General features: G+C 69.5%; 17 protein-coding genes and 1 riboswitch. Of the genes, 16 read left to right on the top strand and 1 reads right to left on the bottom strand.

Annotated features, from left to right (window positions below; translation table 11 throughout):
* Positions 1–3: 3 nt before the first annotated feature.
* From OG507_RS36875 to OG507_RS36945, 15 genes are all read left to right on the top strand, one after another.
* Entirely contained in the window at positions 4–876 is an 873-nt protein-coding gene (locus OG507_RS36875; RefSeq protein WP_327372226.1) for a glycosyltransferase family 2 protein, read from the top strand.
* 107 nt (positions 877–983) lie between these two features.
* Positions 984–1913, top strand: coding sequence for an ABC transporter permease (locus tag OG507_RS36880; RefSeq protein ID WP_327371443.1), 930 nt, complete (start codon positions 984–986; stop codon positions 1911–1913).
* Positions 1906–2691 carry an ABC transporter ATP-binding protein gene (locus tag OG507_RS36885; RefSeq protein WP_327371444.1) on the top strand — a complete coding sequence of 262 codons (786 nt, stop codon included), beginning with the start codon at positions 1906–1908 and terminating at the stop codon, positions 2689–2691. The genes OG507_RS36880 and OG507_RS36885 overlap by 8 nt, the downstream gene beginning before the upstream one ends.
* Positions 2692–3134: 443 nt before the next feature.
* Positions 3135–4055, top strand: coding sequence for a squalene synthase HpnC (gene hpnC / locus OG507_RS36890; protein ID WP_327371445.1), 921 nt, complete (start codon positions 3135–3137; stop codon positions 4053–4055).
* Positions 4056–4084: 29 nt separating this feature from the next.
* Complete coding sequence (gene hpnD, locus OG507_RS36895; protein WP_327371446.1) at positions 4085–5005, top strand: presqualene diphosphate synthase HpnD; 921 nt, start codon at positions 4085–4087, stop codon at positions 5003–5005.
* Positions 5006–5123: 118 nt separating this feature from the next.
* Complete coding sequence (hpnE, locus tag OG507_RS36900; RefSeq protein ID WP_327371447.1) at positions 5124–6512, top strand: hydroxysqualene dehydroxylase HpnE; 1389 nt, start codon at positions 5124–5126, stop codon at positions 6510–6512.
* Positions 6509–7612: a polyprenyl synthetase family protein gene (locus tag OG507_RS36905; RefSeq protein WP_327371448.1), complete on the top strand. Its 1104-nt coding sequence runs from the start codon at positions 6509–6511 to the stop codon at positions 7610–7612. Before hpnE ends, OG507_RS36905 begins: the two co-directional genes overlap by 4 nt.
* A gap of 107 nt (positions 7613–7719) precedes the next feature.
* On the top strand, positions 7720–9720 hold the full coding sequence (gene shc, locus OG507_RS36910; protein ID WP_327371449.1) for a squalene--hopene cyclase: 2001 nt from the start codon (positions 7720–7722) through the stop codon (positions 9718–9720).
* The gene (locus OG507_RS36915) at positions 9720–10379 is read left to right on the top strand and encodes a phosphorylase family protein (protein WP_327371450.1); all 660 of its coding nucleotides are present in this window, start codon (positions 9720–9722) and stop codon (positions 10377–10379) included. Before shc ends, OG507_RS36915 begins: the two co-directional genes overlap by 1 nt.
* 5 nt (positions 10380–10384) lie before the next feature.
* Positions 10385–11404 carry an adenosyl-hopene transferase HpnH gene (gene hpnH / locus OG507_RS36920; RefSeq protein ID WP_327371451.1) on the top strand — a complete coding sequence of 340 codons (1020 nt, stop codon included), beginning with the start codon at positions 10385–10387 and terminating at the stop codon, positions 11402–11404.
* Positions 11405–11408: 4 nt separating this feature from the next.
* Complete coding sequence (ispG, locus tag OG507_RS36925; RefSeq protein WP_327371452.1) at positions 11409–12575, top strand: flavodoxin-dependent (E)-4-hydroxy-3-methylbut-2-enyl-diphosphate synthase; 1167 nt, start codon at positions 11409–11411, stop codon at positions 12573–12575.
* A gap of 26 nt (positions 12576–12601) precedes the next feature.
* Positions 12602–14503 (top strand): 1-deoxy-D-xylulose-5-phosphate synthase, encoded by a 1902-nt coding sequence (gene dxs, locus OG507_RS36930; RefSeq protein ID WP_327371453.1) that lies wholly within the window; start codon positions 12602–12604, stop codon positions 14501–14503.
* Entirely contained in the window at positions 14500–15897 is a 1398-nt protein-coding gene (locus OG507_RS36935; protein WP_327371454.1) for an aspartate aminotransferase family protein, read from the top strand. Before dxs ends, OG507_RS36935 begins: the two co-directional genes overlap by 4 nt.
* Before the next feature lie 78 nt (positions 15898–15975).
* Positions 15976–16584 (top strand): helix-turn-helix domain-containing protein, encoded by a 609-nt coding sequence (locus OG507_RS36940; RefSeq protein ID WP_327371455.1) that lies wholly within the window; start codon positions 15976–15978, stop codon positions 16582–16584.
* A 33-nt stretch (positions 16585–16617) separates the two neighbouring features.
* A complete protein-coding gene (locus OG507_RS36945) occupies positions 16618–16785 on the top strand; it encodes a DUF6126 family protein (RefSeq protein ID WP_327371456.1) in 168 nt (55 codons plus the stop codon).
* A 23-nt stretch (positions 16786–16808) separates the two neighbouring features.
* On the opposite strand, the gene OG507_RS36950 is transcribed toward OG507_RS36945, so the two are convergent.
* A complete protein-coding gene (locus tag OG507_RS36950; protein WP_327371457.1) occupies positions 16809–17621 on the bottom strand; it encodes a tyrosine-protein phosphatase in 813 nt (270 codons plus the stop codon).
* A gap of 213 nt (positions 17622–17834) precedes the next feature.
* Between OG507_RS36950 and OG507_RS36955 the strand changes: the two genes are divergently transcribed.
* Complete coding sequence (locus tag OG507_RS36955) at positions 17835–19940, top strand: alpha-galactosidase (RefSeq protein WP_327371458.1); 2106 nt, start codon at positions 17835–17837, stop codon at positions 19938–19940.
* Between the two features lie 287 nt (positions 19941–20227).
* Positions 20228–20384: riboswitch (cyclic di-AMP (ydaO/yuaA leader) on the top strand.
* Positions 20385–20386 lie beyond the last annotated feature (2 nt).

Here is a 20386-nt window from a genome sequence, read left to right on the forward strand (position 1 = left end):
CCCATGAAGCTCGGCGCGGTCATCATCACGATGGGCAACCGCCCTCAGGAGCTGCGCTCCCTCCTCGATTCGGTCGCCGGGCAGAAGGGCGACCGGATCGAGGTGGTGGTCGTCGGCAACGGCGCCCCCGTACCGGACGTCCCCGCAGGTGTACGCACCGTCGAGCTGCCCGAGAACCTCGGCATCCCCGGCGGCCGCAATGTCGGGATCGAGGCGTTCGGCCCGTCCGGCGCCGATGTGGACGCCCTGCTCTTCCTCGACGACGACGGACTGCTGCCGCTCGACGACACCGCCGAGCTGTGCCGGCAGGCGTTCGAGGCCGACCCCGAGCTGGGCATCATCAGCTTCCGCATCGCCGACCCCGACACCGGTGTCACCCAGCGCCGCCACGTGCCGCGGCTGCGCGCCTCCGACCCGATGCGCTCCTCGCACGTGACGACCTTCCTCGGCGGCGCCAACGCCGTACGCAGCAAGGTCATAGCCGAGGTCGGACCGCTGCCCGGCCAGTTCTTCTACGCGCACGAGGAGACCGATCTCGCCTGGCGGGCACTGGACGCCGGCTGGAGGATCGACTACCGCGCGGACATGGTCCTCAACCACCCGACGACCGCCCCCTCGCGGCACGCGGTGTACCACCGCATGGTGGCCCGCAACCGGGTCTGGCTGGCACGGCGCAATCTGCCCGCGCCGCTTGTTCCCCTCTATCTCGGCGTGTGGCTGCTGCTGACCCTGCTGCGCAAGCCCTCCGGCCCGGCCCTGAAGGCATGGCTCGGCGGCTTCCGGGAAGGCTGGTCCACGCCGTGCGGGACCCGCCGCCCGATGAGGTGGCGTACGGTATGGCGGCTGACCAGACTGGGCCGACCTCCCGTGATCTGAGAAGCTCTCCTCTGAGAACATGAGTCGTATGTTTCCGCTACGGGACCTGTCCGCTCCGAGCCGCGCCCGCGACTGGCTGCGCATCTTGAATACGAGAGTTTCATCTGGTGAGTGACACAACCCACGACGGCGCGGTCGCACTGAGCACCGCACCGTCCGCCGACGAAGGCCTGAGCGCGGCCGAGACGGCCGCCAAGTACGGCCTGACGGTGAGCGGCGCCCGGCCGGGGCTCTTCGAGTACATCCGGCAGCTCTGGGGCCGCCGCCACTTCATCCTGGCGTTCTCCAGGGCGAAGCTGACCGCCCAGTACAGCCAGGCGAAGCTCGGCCAGCTGTGGCAGGTGGCCACGCCGCTGCTCAACGCCCTGGTCTACTACCTGATCTTCGGGCTGATCCTGGGCACCAGGAAGGGAATGAGCCAGGAGGTCTTCATCCCGTTCCTGGTGACCGGCGTCTTTGTCTTCACCTTCACCCAGAGCTCGGTGATGGCGGGTGTGCGGGCCATCTCGGGCAACCTGGGACTGGTCAGGGCGCTGCACTTCCCGCGCGCCTCGCTGCCCGTCTCGTTCTCGCTGCAGCAGCTCCAGCAGCTGCTGTACTCGATGATCGTGCTGGCGGTCGTGGCCGTCTCCTTCGGCAGCTATCCGAGCCCCTCCTGGCTGCTGATCATTCCGGCGCTGGCCATGCAGTTCCTCTTCAACACCGGCCTGGCACTGATCATGGCCAGGCTCGGCAGCAAGACCCCCGACCTCGCCCAGCTGATGCCGTTCGTCATGCGGACCTGGATGTACGCGTCGGGCGTCATGTTCTCCATCCCGGTGATGCTCAAGGACAAGCCGGCCTGGATCGCCGACGTGCTCCAGTACAACCCGGCGGCCGTCTACATGGACCTGATCCGCTTCGCGCTGATCGACGGTTACGGATCGAGCAATCTGCCCGCGCACGTCTGGGTCGTGGCGCTCGGCTGGTCGGTCCTCGTCGGCATCCTGGGCTTCGTGTACTTCTGGAAGGCAGAGGAACGGTACGGCCGTGGCTGACGACAACACTCCGGGGCGCGTCCCCACCGTCATCGCCGACGATGTGCACATCGTGTACAGGGTCAACGGCGCCGGCGGAGGCAGGGGCAGTGCCACCGCGGCGCTGAGCCGGATACTGCGCCGCGGCAAGGGCGAGCCGCGCGGGGTGCGGAAGGTGCACGCCGTCCGCGGCGTCTCCTTCACCGCGTACCGCGGCGAGGCCATCGGCCTCATCGGGACCAATGGTTCCGGCAAGTCGACCCTGCTGCGGGCCATCGCCGGTCTGCTGCCGACCGAGCACGGCAAGGTGTACACCGACGGCCAGCCGTCGCTGCTCGGCGTGAACGCGGCACTGATGAGCGATCTGACCGGCGAGCGCAACGTGGTGCTCGGCGGTCTCGCGATGGGCATGTCGCGCGAGGAGATCCGCGAGCGCTACCAGGGCATCGTCGACTTCTCCGGAATCAACGAGAAGGGCGACTTCATCACCCTGCCGATGCGGACCTACTCCTCCGGCATGGCCGCCCGGCTGCGTTTCTCCATCGCCGCCGCGAAGAACCACGACGTCCTCATGATCGACGAGGCGCTGGCGACCGGTGACCGCAAGTTCCAGATCCGCTCCGAGAAGCGCATCAGGGAGCTCCGCAAGGAAGCGGGCACCGTCTTCCTGGTCAGCCACAGCAACAAGTCCATCAGGGACACCTGCGACCGGGTTCTGTGGCTGGAAAAGGGCGAGCTGCTGATGGACGGTCCGACGGACGAGGTCCTCAAGGCGTACGAGCGCGAGACCGGGAAGTAGCCGCTCCCCGGTACCGCGACACCGGACGGCCTCCGCCGGAGAGTTCCGGCGGAGGCCGTCCGGTGTCCGGATCGTGGACACCCCGAGGTGGCCGGCACCACCGGCGGTACGTCCCGCACAAGATCTCCTCCCGTCGGATGACGTCAATTTCCTTGCGCACGGGGAAGGTTGGCGGGACAGGACGCGTTGTTCTTCTGCGCGTAACACCCCGAGGTATCGATGAGCGTTGTACGACGTAAGCTGTAGCGGTGCTGATTCGTGGCAAGTGGGGCGATACTGCCTGGCCAAAGGGCCTGCAGGCGTGCTCCGCACTCGGTGGAGCGGGCGGCGTGTCCGGAATGGGATGTTTTGGGTCAGCAGTGTAGAACGGGAGATGTGACGGCAATGACGGAAAATCTCCAGCTCCGAGGTGCTCACGCCGTCCCAGCGCCGGGCGGTCGGTGGTGACCCCTACCCGGCAGGCGCACCACGACGCCGCCGTGCCCGGCACCCTCGACAAGGCGGCGGACGAGAATTTCCCCGTAGCCCCTTTCTTCCTGCCGCGCGCCTGGCGCGACGACCTGATGGCCGTCTACGGCTACGCCCGTCTCGTCGACGACATCGGTGACGGCGACCTCGCCCCCGGCGGGGCGGACGCCCGCCATCTCGGGCTCGAACCGGCGCAGACCGATGACCGGCTCGCCATGCTCGATGCCTTCGAGGCCGATCTGGACCGGGTCTTCGACACCGCCGGCGACGGCCCGCGCCATCCCCTGCTGCGTGCCCTGCGCCCCACCGTGCGGCGCTGCGCGCTCACCCCCGAGCCCTTTCTCGGCCTCATCGAGGCGAACCGGCAGGACCAGAAGGTCCGCCGCTACGGGACGTACGAGGAACTGGCCGCCTACTGCGAGCTCTCCGCCAACCCCGTGGGCCGGCTCGTCCTGCAGATCACCGGAACCGCCAGCCCCGAACGCATCCGCCGCTCCGACGCCGTCTGCACCGCCCTGCAGATCGTCGAGCACCTCCAGGACGTCACCGAGGACCTCGGCCGCGACCGGATCTATCTGCCCGCGGACGACATGGCCCGGTTCCACGTCCGCGAAACCGATCTGACCGCCCCCGCGGGGGGCGCATCGGTGCGTTCACTGGTTGCGTACGAAGCAGAACGCGCTCGGGAACTGCTGAATGAAGGTACCCCCCTCGTGGGTAGCGTCCACGGCAGGCTCAAGCTGCTTCTCGCCGGATTCGTGGGAGGGGGGCGCGCAGCCCTCTCCGCGATCGCGGCCGCCGGGTTCGACGTACTGCCCGGACCGCCCAAACCCACCAAGCCCAGCCTGCTGCGCGAAGTGGGAGTTGTCTTGCGAAAAGCGCGTAGAGAGGGGTGAGCCGGACCGTGGAGGGACAGACGACGTACATGTCGGCACCGGTACAGGCCGCATACAGTTACTGCGAGGCGGTCACCGGACAGCAGGCGCGTAACTTCGCGTACGGCATCAGGCTGCTGCCGGCCGAGAAGCGACAGGCCATGTCGGCGCTGTACGCCTTCTCCCGTCGTGTCGACGACATCGGTGACGGCGAACTGGAGCCGGAGACCAAGCGGACCCGCCTGGAGAGCACCCGCACCCTGCTGGACCGGATCCGCGACGGCGCGATCGACGAAGACGACACCGACCCGGTGGCCGTCGCGCTCGCCGACGCCTCGCGCAGATTCCCGCTCCCGCTCGGCGGGCTCGACGAACTCATCGACGGCGTACTGATGGATGTGCGCGGCGCGACGTACGAGACCTGGGACGACCTCAAGGCCTACTGCCGCTGCGTCGCGGGCGCCATCGGCCGCCTCAGCCTGGGCGTCTTCGGCACGGAACCGGGCGCTCCCGGCGCCGAACGCGCCGCGGAGTACGCCGACACGCTCGGCCTCGCGCTCCAGCTGACCAACATCCTGCGCGACGTGCGCGAGGACGCGGGCAACGGGCGCACGTACCTGCCCGCCGACGACCTCGCCAAGTTCGGCTGCTCGGCAGGCTTCCACCGGGCCACCCCGCCGCCCGGCGCCGACTTCGCGGGCCTGGTCCACTTCGAGGTGCGGCGCGCCCGCGCCCTGTTCGCCGAGGGCTACCGGCTGCTGCCGATGCTGGACCGGCGCAGCGGCGCCTGTGTCGCGGCCATGGCGGGCATCTACCGGCGGCTGCTCGACCGGATCGAACGCGACCCCGAAGCCGTGCTGCGTGGCCGGGTCTCGCTGCCCGGCCACGAGAAGGCCTATGTCGCGGTGCGCGGACTGTCGGGTCTCGACGCCCGGTACATCTCCCGCCGCACGGCCAGGAGGCGTGTCTGATGCGCCGTACGGACATCGCACGCAACATGTGCAACACGGAGCGTCGCTTCGCTCTGCGATCAACCCTCTGGTGTACTTGCGCGTCCCTGACTGAAGCGACCCGGCGAAAGGAGGACGCATGACGGACGACGCCCCGCGTTCCTCCCGCGCCGTCGTGATCGGCGGCGGACTTGCCGGGATCACCGCGGCCCTGCGCCTAGCCGACGCCGGGCTTGACGTGACCCTGCTCGAAGGACGGCCCAGGCTCGGTGGGCTCGCCTTCTCCTTCCGGCGCGGTGAACTGACGGTCGACAACGGACAGCACGTCTATCTGCGCTGCTGCACCGCCTACCGCTGGTTCCTCGACCGCGTCGACGGGACGCGTCTTGCACCCCTGCAAAACCGTTTGGACGTGCCCGTTCTCGACGTCGGGCGCCCCTCGGGCCCCCGGCTCGGACGGCTGCGCCGCAACGCGCTGCCGGTACCGTTCCACCTCGCCGCCGGACTCGCCGGCTATCCGCATCTCTCGCTCACCGAGCGGGCGAGCGTCGGACGGGCCGCGCTGGCGCTCGGCCGCCTGGACCCGGACGACCCCGCGCTCGACGCCATCGACTTCGGCAGCTGGCTCGCCCGGCACGGCCAGTCGCCCCGCACCATCGAGGCCCTCTGGGACCTCGTCGGCGTCGCCACGCTCAACGCCACCGCGCCGAACTCCTCGCTGGCCCTCGCCGCGAAGGTCTTCAAGACCGGGCTCCTCTCCGAGCCCGGCGCCGCCGACATCGGCTGGGCGAGCGTGCCACTCGGCGAGGTGCACGACACCCTGGCCCGCAAGGCCCTCGACTCCGCCGGGGTACGCACCGAACTGCGTACCAGAGCCACCTCCATCACCCGTACGGAGGATGGCAGTTGGGCCGTCGACACCGGCGGCGAACGCATCGGGGCAGACACCGTCGTCCTCGCCGTACCGCAGCGCGAGACCCACGACCTGCTGCCCGCGGGCGCACTCGACGAGCCGGACCGGCTGCTCGACATCGGCACGTCGCCGATCCTCAATGTGCATGTCGTCTACGACCGCAAGGTGCTGCGCCGCCCGTTCTTCGCCGCGCTCGGCTCCCCGGTCCAGTGGGTCTTCGACCGCACGCAAGCTTCGGGTCTCACCGGCCCCGGGCAGTACCTCGCCCTGTCCCAGTCCGCCGCCGACGAGGAGATCGACCTCCCCGTCGCCGAGTTGCGCAAGCGCTACCTGCCTGAGCTGGAGCGGCTGCTACCGGCCGCCCGCGGAGCCGGGATCAGGGATTTCTTCGTCACCCGGGAGCGCACGGCGACCTTCGCCCCCGCCCCCGGCGTCGGCCGACTGCGGCCAGGAGCCCGCACCCGTGCCCCCGGCCTCACGCTGGCCGGAGCTTGGACGGCCACCGGCTGGCCCGCGACGATGGAAGGTGCCGTCCGCAGCGGGTTCAGCGCAGCGGACGCCGCGCTCCGGGCACTCGGCCGCATCCACGAACATCCGCTGCAGGAGGCGGCATGAGCAGTACCACCGGAACAAGAGGAGAGTCAGTGACCCCGGCGAATCCGGCTTTCGACACCGTGGCGGACACCACGGACGTCACCGCGCTTCTGGAGCGCGGACGGGCCCTTTCCACGCCGGTGCTCCGGGCCGCCGTCGACCGGCTCGCACCGCCCATGGACACCGTCGCGGCCTATCACTTCGGCTGGATCGACGCCCAGGGACGGCCCTCCGACGGTGACGGCGGCAAGGCCGTGCGCCCGGCGCTCGCCCTGCTGTCCGCGGAGGCGGCCGGTGCCGCCGCCGAGGCCGGCATCCCCGGCGCCGTGGCCGTCGAACTCGTGCACAACTTCTCGCTGCTGCACGACGACCTGATGGACGGCGACGAACAGCGCCGCCACCGCGACACCGTCTGGAAGGTGCACGGCCCCGCCCAGGCGATCCTCGTCGGCGACGCGCTCTTCGCGCTCGCCAACGAGATCCTGCTGGAGCTCGGCACCGTCGAAGCGGGCCGCGCGGCCCGCCGCCTGACCGTCGCCACCCGCAAGCTCATCGACGGTCAGGCCCAGGACATCTCCTACGAGCACCGCGAGCGGGTCACCGTCGAGGAGTGCCTGGAGATGGAGGGCAACAAGACCGGCGCCCTGCTCGCCTGCGCCTGCTCCATCGGTGCGGTCCTCGGCGGCGCCGACGACCGCACCGCCGACACGCTGGAGGCGTACGGCTACCACCTCGGCCTCGCCTTCCAGGCCGTCGACGACCTGCTGGGCATCTGGGGCGACCCCGAGTCCACCGGCAAGCAGACCTGGAGCGATCTGCGCCAGCGCAAGAAGTCCCTCCCGGTCGTCGCCGCGCTCGCCGAGGGCGGGCCGGCCTCGCAGCGCCTGGGCGAACTGCTCGCCGCCGATGCCAAGAGCACCGATTTCGACAGCTTCTCCGAAGAGGAGTTCGCCGCCCGTGCGGCGCTCATCGAGGAGGCGGGCGGCCGCGAATGGACCGCCCAGGAGGCCCGTCGACAGCATGCGGTCGCCATCGAGGCGCTGCACCGCGTCGACATGCCGCAGACCGTGCGGGCGCAGCTCACAGCGCTCGCGGACTTCGTCGTCGTACGAAAGAGATGATCACCATCTGCTCCATATGAATCGCAGTCGCCGGCCGGTGTCCGTCCCGGGCGCCGGCCGACGGAGACCCCAGCACAGCAGAGGAACAACTGCACGAAGGGGAAGCCATGACAGCGACGACCGACGGAAGCACCGGGGCTGTGAGTCCCCGCGCAGCCTCGGCCAGTAATCCGACCGACACAACCATCGTCGCGGACGACGTACTCGCCGCCGCGCGACGGGCCGCGGAACGCTCGGTGGAGCACCTCCTCGGCAGGCAGGACGAGCAGGGCTGGTGGAAGGGCGACCTCGCCACCAACGTCACCATGGACGCCGAGGACCTGCTGCTCCGTCAATTCCTCGGCATTCAGGACCAGGCCACCGTGCAGGCGGCCGGCCGCTTCATCCGTGGCGAACAGCGCGGCGACGGCACCTGGGCCACCTTCCACGGCGGCCCCGGCGAACTCTCCACCACCATCGAGGCCTATGTGGCACTGCGGCTGGCCGGGGACCGGCCGGACGATCCGCACATGGCCAGGGCCTCCCGATGGATCAGGGACCAGGGCGGCATCGCGGCGAGCCGCGTCTTCACCCGCATCTGGCTCGCCCTCTTCGGCTGGTGGAAATGGGACGACCTGCCGGAACTCCCGCCCGAGCTGATGTTCTTCCCCAAGTGGGTTCCGCTCAACATCTACGACTTCGGCTGCTGGGCCCGCCAGACCATCGTGCCGCTCACCGTCGTCTCGGCGAAGCGGCCGGTCCGCCCGGCCCCCTTCGCGCTCGACGAACTGCACACCGACCCGTACGTCCCGAACCCGCCCGGGCGCCCCGCTCCGGCGGCGAGCTGGGACGGAGTCTTCCAGCGCCTGGACAAGGTGCTGCACGCCTACCACAAGGTCGCGCCGCGCAAGCTGCGCCGGACGGCCATGAACGCCGCGGCCCGCTGGATCATCGAACGCCAGGAGAACGACGGCTGCTGGGGCGGCATCCAGCCGCCCGCCGTGTACTCCGTCATCGCCCTGCACCTGCTCGGTTACGACCTGGACCACCCGGTGATGCGGGCCGGACTCGCCTCGCTCGACCGGTTCGCCGTCTGGCGCGAGGACGGCGCCCGGATGATCGAGGCCTGCCAGTCCCCGGTCTGGGACACCTGCCTCGCCACCATCGCCCTCGCCGACGCCGGGGTCAGCCCCGACCACCCGGCGCTCGTGAAGGCCGCGGACTGGATGCTCGGCGAGGAGATCGTCCGGCCCGGTGACTGGGCCGTGCGCCGCCCCCGGCTCAACCCGGGCGGCTGGGCGTTCGAGTTCCACAACGACAACTACCCGGACATCGACGACACCGCGGAGGTGGTCCTCGCACTGCGCCGGGTCCGCCACCCCGACACGGCCCGCATCGAGGCCGCCATCAGGCGCGGAGTGCGCTGGAACCTCGGTATGCAGTCGCGCAACGGGGCCTGGGGCGCGTTCGACGCGGACAACACCAGCGCGTTCCCCAACCGGCTGCCCTTCTGCGACTTCGGTGAGGTCATCGACCCGCCGTCCGCCGATGTCACTGGGCACGTGGTCGAGATGCTCGCCGTCGAGGGGCGGTCCGGACACCCCGCCACCCGGCGCGGAATCGAGTGGCTGCTCGCCGAACAGGACGCGGCCGGCGGCTGGTTCGGCCGCTGGGGCGTCAACTACGTATACGGAACAGGGTCGGTGGTGCCCGCACTGGTGGCTGCCGGACTGCCCGTCACCCATCCGGCGATCCGCCGCGCGGTCGGCTGGCTGGAGTCCGTACAGAACGACGACGGCGGCTGGGGCGAGGACCTGCGCTCGTACCAGGAGGACAAGTGGATCGGGCGCGGCGCATCGACCGCGTCCCAGACCGCGTGGGCACTGCTCGCACTGCTCGCCGCTGGACGGCGGGACAGCAGGGCCGTCCAGCGCGGGGTGTCCTGGCTCGGCGAGACACAGCAGGCCGACGGATCCTGGGACGAGCCGTACTTCACCGGCACCGGCTTCCCCTGGGACTTCTCCATCAACTACCACCTCTACCGGCAGGTCTTCCCGCTCACCGCACTCGGGCGGTACGTGTACGGCGATCCGTTCGCCGACGGCACGGCCACCCGCAAGGGGGCCTGATGGGCGATGGTCCGGGGCCGGCCGGCCCCGCAGCACCGCTGCTGATCGCCTGCGCGCTCGGCATCGAGAAATTCGCCCTGCGCAGCGGCAGGAGCAGGGCTGGTGACGCCCCGGGACCGGTGACCGTACTCCGTACGGGAATGGGCCCCAGGGCTGCCGAGACGGCCGTGTCACGGGTGCTCGGCGAGGACCGGGCGCCCGGCACGGCGGTCCTCGCCTCCGGGTTCTGCGCCGGTCTTTCACCCGGCATGCACCCCGGGGACCTGGTGGTCGCCGCCGAGACCCGGGAGGCCGGGGACTCGACGGTCTGCACCGGCGTGGGCCTGCTCGCCGAGGCCCTCGCCAGGGCGGTGCCCGGCCGCACCGTCCACACCGGTCCGCTGACCGGCTCCGCCCATGTCGTACGCGGACATGAGCGCGCCGAGCTGCGGGCCACCGGAGCGATCGCGGTGGACATGGAGTCCGCCGCCACCCTCCGCGCCGCTCTGCGGTCCGGGCCACGCCCGGTTGCCGCCGTACGGGTGGTCGTGGACGCCCCGGAGCATGAGCTCGTCCGCATCGGCACGATACGCGGAGGAATATCGGCTTTCCGTGTTCTCCGTGCCGTCCTGCCGGCTTTCTATGAATGGCACCGTTCTTTGCTGCTCCCCAGGAGGTGAGCCAGATGGCCATGCCGCTCCGTCAGTCCATCAAGGTTGCGACGTACCTCATTGAACAAAAGCTCCGCAAGCGGGACAAATTCCCGCTCATTGTGGAGCTGGAGCCTTTGTTCGCCTGCAATCTCGCGTGCGAGGGGTGCGGGAAGATCCAGCATCCGGCGGGAGTGCTCAAGCAGCGCATGCCGGTCGCCCAAGCGGTGGGTGCCGTCCTCGAATCGGGTGCCCCGATGGTTTCCATCGCGGGCGGCGAGCCGCTGATGCATCCGCAGATCGACGAAATCGTCCGTCAGCTGGTGGCGCGGCGGAAGTACGTTTTCCTCTGCACCAACGCGATGCTGCTGCGGAAGAAGATGGAGAAATTCACGCCCTCGCCGTACTTCGCCTTCGCCGTGCACATCGACGGGCTGCGCGAACGGCACGACGAGTCGGTCGCCAAGGAAGGCGTGTTCGACGAGGCGGTGGCGGCGATCAAGGAGGCCAAGCGGCGCGGCTTCCGGGTCACCACGAACTCCACCTTCTTCAACACCGACACCCCGCAGACCGTCATCGAGGTCCTCAACTACCTCAATGACGATCTGAAGGTCGACGAGATGATGATCTCGCCCGCCTACGCGTACGAGAAGGCACCCGACCAGGAGCACTTCCTCGGCGTCGAGCAGACCCGCGAGCTGTTCAAGAAGTCCTTCGCGGGCGGCAACAGGTCCCGCTGGCGGCTGAACCACTCGCCGCTCTTCCTGGACTTCCTGGAGGGCAAGGCGGACTTCCCGTGCACCGCGTGGGCGATCCCGAACTACTCGCTCTTCGGCTGGCAGCGGCCCTGCTATCTGATGAGCGACGGATACGTCCCGACGTACCGCGAACTCATCGAGAAGACCGACTGGGACAAGTACGGCCGGGGCAAGGACCCGCGCTGCGCCAACTGCATGGCGCACTGCGGCTACGAGCCCACCGCCGTGCTCGCCACCATGGGGTCGCTGAAGGAATCCCTGCGCGCCGTGCGCGAGACCGTCTCCGGGAACGGGTGACGTCATGACCGCTGGGGAACCGGTCGCACTGGGTCTCCCCGAGCTGCCGGCCCGGCCGCTAGCGATGCGCCGCCACTCGCGGCGCATCCAGGTCGGGTCGGTGGCGGTGGGCGGGGATGCGCCGGTGTCGGTGCAGTCGATGACGACGACGCGTACGTCGGACATCGGTGCGACGTTGCAGCAGATCGCGGAGTTGACGGCGTCGGGCTGTCAGATCGTGCGGGTGGCGTGTCCGACGCAGGATGATGCGGATGCGCTGGCGACGATTGCGAAGAAGTCGCAGATTCCGGTGATCGCGGATATTCATTTCCAGCCGAAGTACGTGTTCGCGGCGATTGATGCGGGCTGTGCGGCGGTGCGGGTGAATCCGGGGAACATCAAGCAGTTCGATGACAAGGTGAGGGAGATCGCGCGGGCGGCGAAGGATGCGGGTACGCCGATCCGGATCGGTGTGAACGCGGGTTCGCTGGATGCGCGGCTGCTGAGGAAGTACGGGAAGGCGACGCCGGAGGCTCTGGTGGAGTCGGCGCTGTGGGAGGCGTCGCTGTTCGAGGAGCACGGTTTCAGGGACATCAAGATCTCGGTGAAGCACAACGATCCGGTGGTGATGGTCAATGCGTACCGTCAGCTGGCGGCTGCGTGTGATTATCCGTTGCATCTGGGTGTGACGGAGGCGGGTCCGGCGTTCCAGGGGACGATCAAGTCCGCGGTGGCGTTCGGTGCGTTGCTGTCGGAGGGGATCGGGGACACGATCCGGGTGTCGTTGTCGGCGCCTCCGGCCGAGGAGGTCAAGGTCGGGCTGCAGATTCTGGAGTCGTTGAATCTGAAGCAGCGGCGGCTGGAGATCGTGTCGTGTCCGTCGTGCGGGCGTGCGCAGGTGGATGTGTACAAGCTGGCGGATCAGGTGTCCGCGGGTCTTGAGGGCATGGAGGTGCCGTTGCGGGTGGCCGTGATGGGGTGTGTCGTCAATGGTCCGGGTGAGGCGCGTGAGGCGGATCTGGGTGTCGCGTCCGGCAATGGCAAGGGGCAGATCTTCGTGAAGGGCGAGGTCGTCAAGACCGTCCCGGAGTCGAAGATCGTCGAGACGCTGATCGAGGAAGCCCTGAAGATCGCCGAGGGCATGGACGACGCAGGGACACCACCGGGGGTTCCGGCCGTCACCGTGAGCTGAAACAGAACCAGAGAGGGGGCCCGAGCGTGACGATTCTGGAGAACATCCGGGGGCCGCACGATCTCAAGGCGCTGAACGAAGCACAACTCGACGAACTCGCCGAGGACATCAGAGAGTTCCTCGTCCGGGCGGTGGCGAGGACCGGCGGTCATCTGGGGCCCAACCTGGGGGTGGTGGAGCTCTCCATCGCCCTGCACCGGGCCTTCGACTCGCCCGTGGACCGCATCCTGTGGGACACCGGGCACCAGAGCTATGTGCACAAACTGCTCACCGGGCGGCAGGACTTCTCCAAGCTGCGCGGCAAGGGCGGCCTGTCCGGCTACCCCTCCCGCGAGGAGTCCGAGCACGATGTCATCGAGAACTCGCACGCCTCGACCGTCCTCGGCTGGGCCGACGGCCTCGCCAAGGCCCATCAGGTGCTGGGACGCAGCGACCATGTCGTGGCGGTCATCGGTGACGGGGCCCTCACCGGCGGGATGGCCTGGGAGGCGCTCAACAACATCGCGGCCGCGCGGGACCGGCCGCTGATCATCGTCGTCAACGACAACGAGCGCTCCTACGGCCCCACGATCGGCGGCCTGGCCAACCACCTCGCCACCCTCCGTACCACCGACGGATACGAACGCTTTCTCTCCTGGGGCAAGAGCGTGCTCCAGCAGACCCCCGTCATCGGACAGCCGCTGTACGAGTCGCTGCACGGCGCGAAGAAGGGATTCAAGGACGCCTTCGCCCCGCAGGGCATGTTCGAGGATCTCGGGCTCAAGTACGTCGGACCGATCGACGGGCACGACATCGCGGCCGTCGAATCCGCGCTGCACCGGGCGAAACGCTTCCACGGCCCGGTGCTGGTGCACTGTCTCACCGAGAAGGGCCGCGGCTACCCGCCCGCGCTCCAGGACGAGGCCGACCGCTTCCACACCGTCGGCGCGATGGACCCGCTGACCTGCGCGCCGCTCGTCCCGGCCGGCGGGCCCTCCTGGACCTCGGTGTTCGGGGACGAGATCGCCGCGATCGGCGCCGAGCGGCCGGACGTCGTGGCCATCACGGCGGCGATGCTGCACCCCGTCGGACTGACGAAGTTCGCCGAGGCGTTCCCCGACCGGGTCTGGGACGTGGGCATCGCCGAGCAGCACGCGACCGTCTCCGCGGCGGGGCTCGCCACCGGCGGACTCCATCCGGTCGTCGCCGTATACGCCACGTTCCTCAACCGGGCCTTCGACCAACTGCTGATGGACGTCGCGCTGCACGGATGCGGGGTGACCTTCGTTCTCGACCGGGCCGGCGTCACCGGACCCGACGGGCCCTCGCACAACGGCATGTGGGACATGTCCATGCTGCAGGTCGTTCCCGGACTGCGGATCGCCGCCCCGCGCGACGCCGACGAACTGCGCGCCGAACTCCGTGAGGCCGTCGACATCGACGACGCACCCACCGTGATCCGGTTCCCCAAGGAGTCGGTGGGGCAGCCGGTCCCGGCCGTCGACCGGATCGGCGGAATGGACGTCCTGCACCGGGCGGACGACCCCCACGTGCTGCTCGTGGCCGTCGGTGTGCTCGCCCCGGTCTGTCTGAAGGCGGCCGACCTGCTGTCGGGCGGCGGTATCCGCTGCACGGTCGTCGACCCGCGCTGGGTCAAGCCGGTCGACGAACAGCTGGCCCCGCTCGCGCAGCGGCACCGGCTGGTCGCCGTCGTCGAGGACAACAGCCGGGCAGGGGGCGTCGGTTCGGCGGTCGGGCAGGCGCTGCGGGACGCCGGGGTCGACGTACCGCTGCGGACGTTCGGCATCCCCGAGCAGTTCCTCGCCCACGGCAAGCGCGCCGAGGTGCTCGCCGACATCGGGCTCACACCGGTCGAGATCGCCGGACGGATCAGCGCCGCACTGGCCGCCAGGAAGGCGGCGACAAGCACCGAGGAGAGCGGGGAATGAAGGACGACGGGCCCAAGGGCTTCGACCTGGCGCAACTCCTCGCGGAGCGCGGCGCCGAGCGCTACGAGCTGCACACGAAACACCTCAATCATCAGCTGCCCCGCATGCTGCACACCATCGGCTTCGACAAGGTCTACGAACGGGCCGAGGGCGCGCACTTCTGGGACGCGGACGGCAACGACTACCTCGACATGCTCGCCGGATTCGGCGTGATGGGCCTCGGCCGGCACCACCCCGTCGTACGCAAGGCCCTGCACGACGTCCTGGACGCCTCGCTCGCCGACCTCACCCGCTTCGACTGCCAGCCGCTGCCCGGGCTGCTGGCCGAGAAGCTGCTCGCGTACAGCCCGCACCTGGACCGGGTCTTCTTCGGCAACAGCGGCACGGAGGCCGTCGAGACCGCCCTGAAGTTCGCCCGGTACGCCACCGGGAAGCCGCGCATTCTCTACTGCACCCATGCCTTCCACGGCCTGACGACCGGCTCGCTCTCGGTCAACGGGGAGAGCGGGTTCCGGGACGGCTTCGCACCACTGCTGCCGGACACCGCCATCGAACTCGGTGACCTCGACGCGCTGCGGCGCGAGCTGAAGCGGGGCGACGTGGCGGCGCTGGTCGTCGAGCCCATCCAGGGCAAGGGTGTCCATGCCGCGCCGCCCGGCTTCCTGCGCGACGCGCAGGAGCTGCTGCACAAGCACAAGGCGCTGCTCATCGCCGACGAGGTGCAGACCGGCCTCGGCAGGACCGGCGACTTCTACGCGTACCAGCACGAGGAAGGTGTCGAACCCGATCTGGTCTGCGTCGCCAAGGCCCTTTCCGGCGGCTATGTGCCGGTCGGGGCGACCCTCGGCAAGGACTGGATCTTCAGACGCGTCTACTCGTCGATGGACCGGGTCCTGGTGCACTCCGCGAGCTTCGGCTCCAACGCCCAGGCGATGGCCGCCGGGCTCGCGGTCCTCGCGGTGATGGAGGACGAGGAGACGGTCGCGGGCGCGCGCCGCACCGGCGATCTGCTGCGCGAGCGGCTGGCGGCGCTGGTGGACCGCTATGAGCTGCTGCACGAGGTGCGCGGTCGAGGGCTGATGATCGGCATCGAGTTCGGCCGGCCGTCGTCGCTGAAGCTGCGCAGCCGCTGGACGATGCTGCAGACGGCCCGCAAGGGTCTCTTCGCGCAGATGGTGGTGGTGCCCCTGCTCCAGAAGCACCGCATCCTCACCCAGGTCTCGGGCGATCATCTGGAAGTGATCAAGCTGATTCCGCCGCTGGTGATCGGGGAGCCGGAGGTCGACCGGTTCGTCACGGCGTTCACCGCCGTGATGGATGACGCGCACAGCGGTGGCGGGCTGATGTGGGACTTCGGCAGGACCCTGGTGAAGCAGGCCGTCGCCAACCGCTGAGCCTGCGGCTCCTGCCGGTGACTTTGCCTTGGAGGCAATAAATTTGCCTCCAAGGAAAGCTCCTGGCCCAATGGGTACATGAACACTCCAGACGGAGGGGCGGCCGACGAGCTGCCCGGAGTCGCGCCCCGCCTGCGCGAGCTGCGCCGCAGCCGTGGTCTCACCCTGGAGACCGCCGCCCAGCGGGCCGGGCTTTCGCCCGCCCATCTCTCCCGGCTCGAAACGGGCCGTCGCCAGCCCTCGCTGCCGATGCTCCTCGGTCTTGCCAGGATCTACGGTACGACGGTCTCCGGACTCCTCGGCGAGACGCCTCCCGAACGCGAGGCGATCATCCGCGGCGGGAAGTTCGAAGGGGCCGAGGCCGACGGCTGGACGTACCAGCGGGCCGGCGGCTCCGGCCGGGCGATGCAGGCGCTCCGCGTCCGGGTTCCGTACGGCACACAGGGTGATCTCGTGCGCGTCCATCCCGGCGAGGAGTGGCTGCATGTGCTCGCCGGGCACCTGCGGGTCACGCTCGGGGACACGGTGCACGATCTCGCGCCCGGTGACAGCGCGCACTTCGACTCGCTCACCCCGCACCGGATCGCGGCCGTCGACCGCGACGGTGCCGAGCTGCTCTTCGTCCACACCCTGCTGCAGAGCCCCGCCGCCGAGCTGTGCCTCGGCAGCGGCATCCACCACCGCTGAGACCGGCCAGTCCGGTCGCCAGAGAGGACTGTCATGTCCGATTCAGAGAACTTCGACCCGCTCGGCTCCAAGAAGAAGTACGAGGCCCAGGAGGGGAGGTTTCCGCGCGGCGTGGTGATCCGGCTGGTCGCCTACCTCGTCGCCGGACACGTCTTCGCGGCCTTCCTCTATCTGCTCTTCGAAGTGGCGGGCAAGGGCTGACCACCGCCGCCGGCTCCGTACGGCTACACCTCGTCCAGGAGCCGCTCGCGCAGCCGCTCACGGGTCTCGGGGGCGAGCCTCAGGCCCTCGGAGAAGTAGCGGTCCGTGCTGCCCCAGGTCTCCTCGATGGTGGCGAAAGCCGCGGCGAGGTAGTCGGCACGGGCGCCGAAGAGCGGATTGAGCAGCTCCATCACCTCGGGCGACATGCCGGCCGCCGAACTGTCGCTGCGGCGCACCTTGTAGCGGCGGTGGGCGTCATTCGACTTCAGGTAGTCGGCCTCGATCGCATCGCGCTCCACGCCGACCGCGAGCAGCGACACCGCGATCGACAGACCGGCCCGGTCCTTGCCCGCCGCGCAGTGCATCAACGCGGGAACACTGTCCTCGGCCAGGGCGTGCAGGACCTGGCTGTGCTCGGCCGTACGGTCCCGGATGATCTCGCGGTACGAGGCGATCATCCGGTTCGTCCCCTTGCCGTCGGCCAGGATCGAGCGCAGCTGGGCGAGATCGCCGTCGCGGACCACCTGCCAGAACTCGGCGCCGTCGGCCGGGTCGGAGAGCGGGATGTTCACATTGCGTACGCCCGGCAGGTCCACGTCCAGGCCGTCGAGCCGGTGGTCGGCCGCGTTGCGGAAGTCGAAAACGGTGTGCAGACCGAGACCGCCGAGGAAGGCGGCGTCCTCGGCGGTGGCGTGTGCGAGATGACCACTGCGGAAGAGCCGTCCGTACCGTACCCGCCGGCCGTCCGTGGTGGGCAGCCCGCCCACGTCGCGGAAGTTGCGGACACCCGCCAGCTCGGGTTCCGTCGACGGGATCTGCGGCAGCTGCTGCGTCACAGTGACTCCTGGAGTGTCTGGCGCCGGCGCGAATCGCCGACAAGGCCACTGCCGCGACGATACGACATCGATTCCTCAGGCAATCGTCTCGGCCTTCGTCTGCCGACATTTCCGCGAACCCCCGTGCCCTCGCGGTGAATTCCTTGCAAGGCCGTTGCCCACCCGCCCGGCTGCGGTCGATGATGTGCGGAACTGTTGGAATGTGGGGGTGGAATGATCGAGACGGGTGACAAGGGCCGGACCTGGCTGCTGACCGGGGCGAGCAGCAGCTACGCCCTGCGGCTCACGGGGCGGGACGAGCTGGTCCATCTGCACTGGGGGCCGCGGATCACCCTCGCCGCCGCCCAGGCGCTGGCCGCGGCACCGGAGCCACCCTCCAGGGGCTTCGAGTCCCCGCTCGACGGCCGCGAGGAGTACCCGGTGGAGGGCGGCCCCAGGTTCGTCCGCCCGGCCCTCTCGGTGCGCACGCCGGAAGTCCGCGGCACCGAGTGGGCCTTCGCCGAGGCCGCGGCGGACGGGGACGAACTCCGTATCGGCTTCACCGACTCCGTGCACCGGCTTGCCCTGACCCTGCACTACCGCATGCGCGAGGACTCCGATGTGATCGAGCGCTGGGCCACCGTTGCCCACGCCGGGCCGGACGGCCCGCCGCTGGAACTGCTGCGCGCCGACGCGGCCGCCTGGGCGCTGCCCGCCCGCGACGGCTGGCGGCTGAGCCGGCTGCACGGCCGCTGGGCTGCGGAGTCGCAGCTCGCGCGGGCGGAGCTGACGTACGGCGAGAACGTCATCTCCAGCAGGCGCGGCCACACCGGACATCAGCACCTGCCGTGGGTCGCACTCGATGCCGACGGCGCGGCCACCGAGGACAGCGGCGAGGTGTACGGCTGTGCGCTCGGCTGGTCCGGGTCGTGGCGGATCTGCGTACAGCGGCTCCCCGACGGGCTCGTACAGATCACCGGCGGCGCAGGGCACGACGAATCGGGGCTGCTGCTGCTCGCGCCGGGACAGTCGTACACCACCCCCGTCTTCGCCGGTCTGTGGAGCGCGGAGGGGTTCGGCGGGGCGAGCCGGGCCTGGCACGCCTGGCAGCTGGCCCATGTGATCCCGGACGCACAGCGCCTGCGGCCGGTGCTCTACAACTCCTGGGAGGCGACCGGTTTCGACATCTCGCAGGAGCAGCAGCGCGCCCTAGCCGAGCGCGCCGCCGCGATGGGCGTCGAGCTGTTCGTCGTGGACGACGCCTGGTTCGGGCAGCGGACCAGCGACCGGGCCGGACTCGGCGACTGGACACCGAATCCGGACCGCTTTCCCGGCGGCCTTGAGCCGCTTGCCGACGAAGTGCACGGACTCGGCATGCAGTTCGGTATCTGGGTCGAGCCGGAAATGGTCAATGCCGACAGCGATCTCCATCGTGCACACCCGGACTGGGTGCAGCATTTCCCCGGACGGAGGCGGACCGAGTTCCGCAATCAGCTGGTGCTCAATCTGGCCCGCCCCGATGTGCGGGACCATCTGTGGGAGCAACTGGACGCGCTGCTCTCCAGCGCGCCCATCGACTATGTGAAATGGGACTTCAACCGCAGCTTCACCGACGCGGGCTGGCCGGGCGAGGAGTATCCGCAGAAGCTCTGGATCGAGCATGTGGACGCACTGTACGCACTGATCGACCGGCTCAGGGCCGCGCACCCCTCGGTCGCCTTCGAATCCTGTTCGGGCGGCGGCGGCCGGATCGACCTGGGCATTCTGTCCCGTACGGACCAGGTGTGGACCTCCGACAACACCGATCCGCTCGACCGCCTGACCATCCAGGAGGGCTTCGGCCAGATCCACCCGGCCCGGGTGATGGCGGCCTGGGTCACCGACAGTCCGAATACGCAGCTCAACGACAGGGTCAGTTCGCTGCGCTTCCGCTTCGTGAGCGCGATGGCCGGTGTGCTCGGGGTCGGCGGGGACCTCGCCGAGTGGAGCGATGAGGAGCTGGCCGAGGCGCGGACCTGGGTGGATCTCTATAAGGAGATCCGGCCGGTGGTGCAGCATGGAGCGCTGTACCGGCTGCGCGCCCCGCGCGGTGGACTCGGCGCGGTCCAGTACGTCCACGGTGACGAGACCGTGGTCCTGATGTGGCTGGAGGCGCAGCGATTCGGGGAGCGGCCCCCGGCCCTGAGGCTGCGCGCGCTCGACCCCGCGGCGACGTACACCTGCCTGGACACGGGTGCGGTGCACCACGGTTCGGTACTGCTGCACCAGGGGCTGCACACCGGGCTGAGGGGGGATCTCGACGCGCGGGTGCTGAGGCTCCGGCGTGACCGACAGGCGTGACATGTCCGTAATGTGTGCATTTAGCCCAATGCGCCCTGCTTGTATGGGAGATGGTTGCCCTCTCGTGAGCGGGATCATATCCGTGACGGTGTGTGCTGACGGGGCGGTCGGCTATTCCGTGCGCGGCGCGGAATTTCAAGATCTTTGATCCACGGAGTGTGACCGGAATTCCGCGCCGATTTCCCGCATCGGATTCCGGTGCGGAACCAAAGGCTTGTTATCGCCGTCCCGGCTCGCTTACGGTCACCGTCAATCCGGACGGACCGCCCAATCCTGCCGCCGTCCGGAATTCGCACCCACTGATCGCGTGGCAGGAGCGGGGGAACCAGGTAAGCCGCCGACCGTAGAAATCCGGCCGGCTAGGGGTGAAGTCGCGCTCTGCGCGACCGGGCATCTCCAGCCCGAACCCGACAGCTCACCTCGCAGGCGCCGGAGAGGAAGCAGTT

The sequence above is a fragment of the Streptomyces sp. NBC_01217 genome (genome assembly GCF_035994185.1).
Classification (GTDB): domain Bacteria; phylum Actinomycetota; class Actinomycetes; order Streptomycetales; family Streptomycetaceae; genus Streptomyces.

What these genes read in the sequence shown, in the direction of transcription:
- OG507_RS36875 (WP_327372226.1), top strand. Translation starts at nt 4, where the DNA reads ATGAAGCTCGGCGCGGTCATCATCACGATGGGCAACCGCCCTCAGGAG.
- hpnD (WP_327371446.1), top strand. Translation starts at nt 4,085, where the DNA reads ATGTCGGCACCGGTACAGGCCGCATACAGTTACTGCGAGGCGGTCACC.
- hpnE (WP_327371447.1), top strand. Translation starts at nt 5,124, where the DNA reads ATGACGGACGACGCCCCGCGTTCCTCCCGCGCCGTCGTGATCGGCGGC.
- OG507_RS36905 (WP_327371448.1), top strand. Translation starts at nt 6,509, where the DNA reads ATGAGCAGTACCACCGGAACAAGAGGAGAGTCAGTGACCCCGGCGAAT.
- shc (WP_327371449.1), top strand. Translation starts at nt 7,720, where the DNA reads ATGACAGCGACGACCGACGGAAGCACCGGGGCTGTGAGTCCCCGCGCA.
- OG507_RS36915 (WP_327371450.1), top strand. Translation starts at nt 9,720, where the DNA reads ATGGGCGATGGTCCGGGGCCGGCCGGCCCCGCAGCACCGCTGCTGATC.
- hpnH (WP_327371451.1), top strand. Translation starts at nt 10,385, where the DNA reads ATGGCCATGCCGCTCCGTCAGTCCATCAAGGTTGCGACGTACCTCATT.
- ispG (WP_327371452.1), top strand. Translation starts at nt 11,409, where the DNA reads ATGACCGCTGGGGAACCGGTCGCACTGGGTCTCCCCGAGCTGCCGGCC.
- OG507_RS36935 (WP_327371454.1), top strand. Translation starts at nt 14,500, where the DNA reads ATGAAGGACGACGGGCCCAAGGGCTTCGACCTGGCGCAACTCCTCGCG.
- OG507_RS36940 (WP_327371455.1), top strand. Translation starts at nt 15,976, where the DNA reads ATGAACACTCCAGACGGAGGGGCGGCCGACGAGCTGCCCGGAGTCGCG.
- OG507_RS36945 (WP_327371456.1), top strand. Translation starts at nt 16,618, where the DNA reads ATGTCCGATTCAGAGAACTTCGACCCGCTCGGCTCCAAGAAGAAGTAC.
- OG507_RS36955 (WP_327371458.1), top strand. Translation starts at nt 17,835, where the DNA reads ATGATCGAGACGGGTGACAAGGGCCGGACCTGGCTGCTGACCGGGGCG.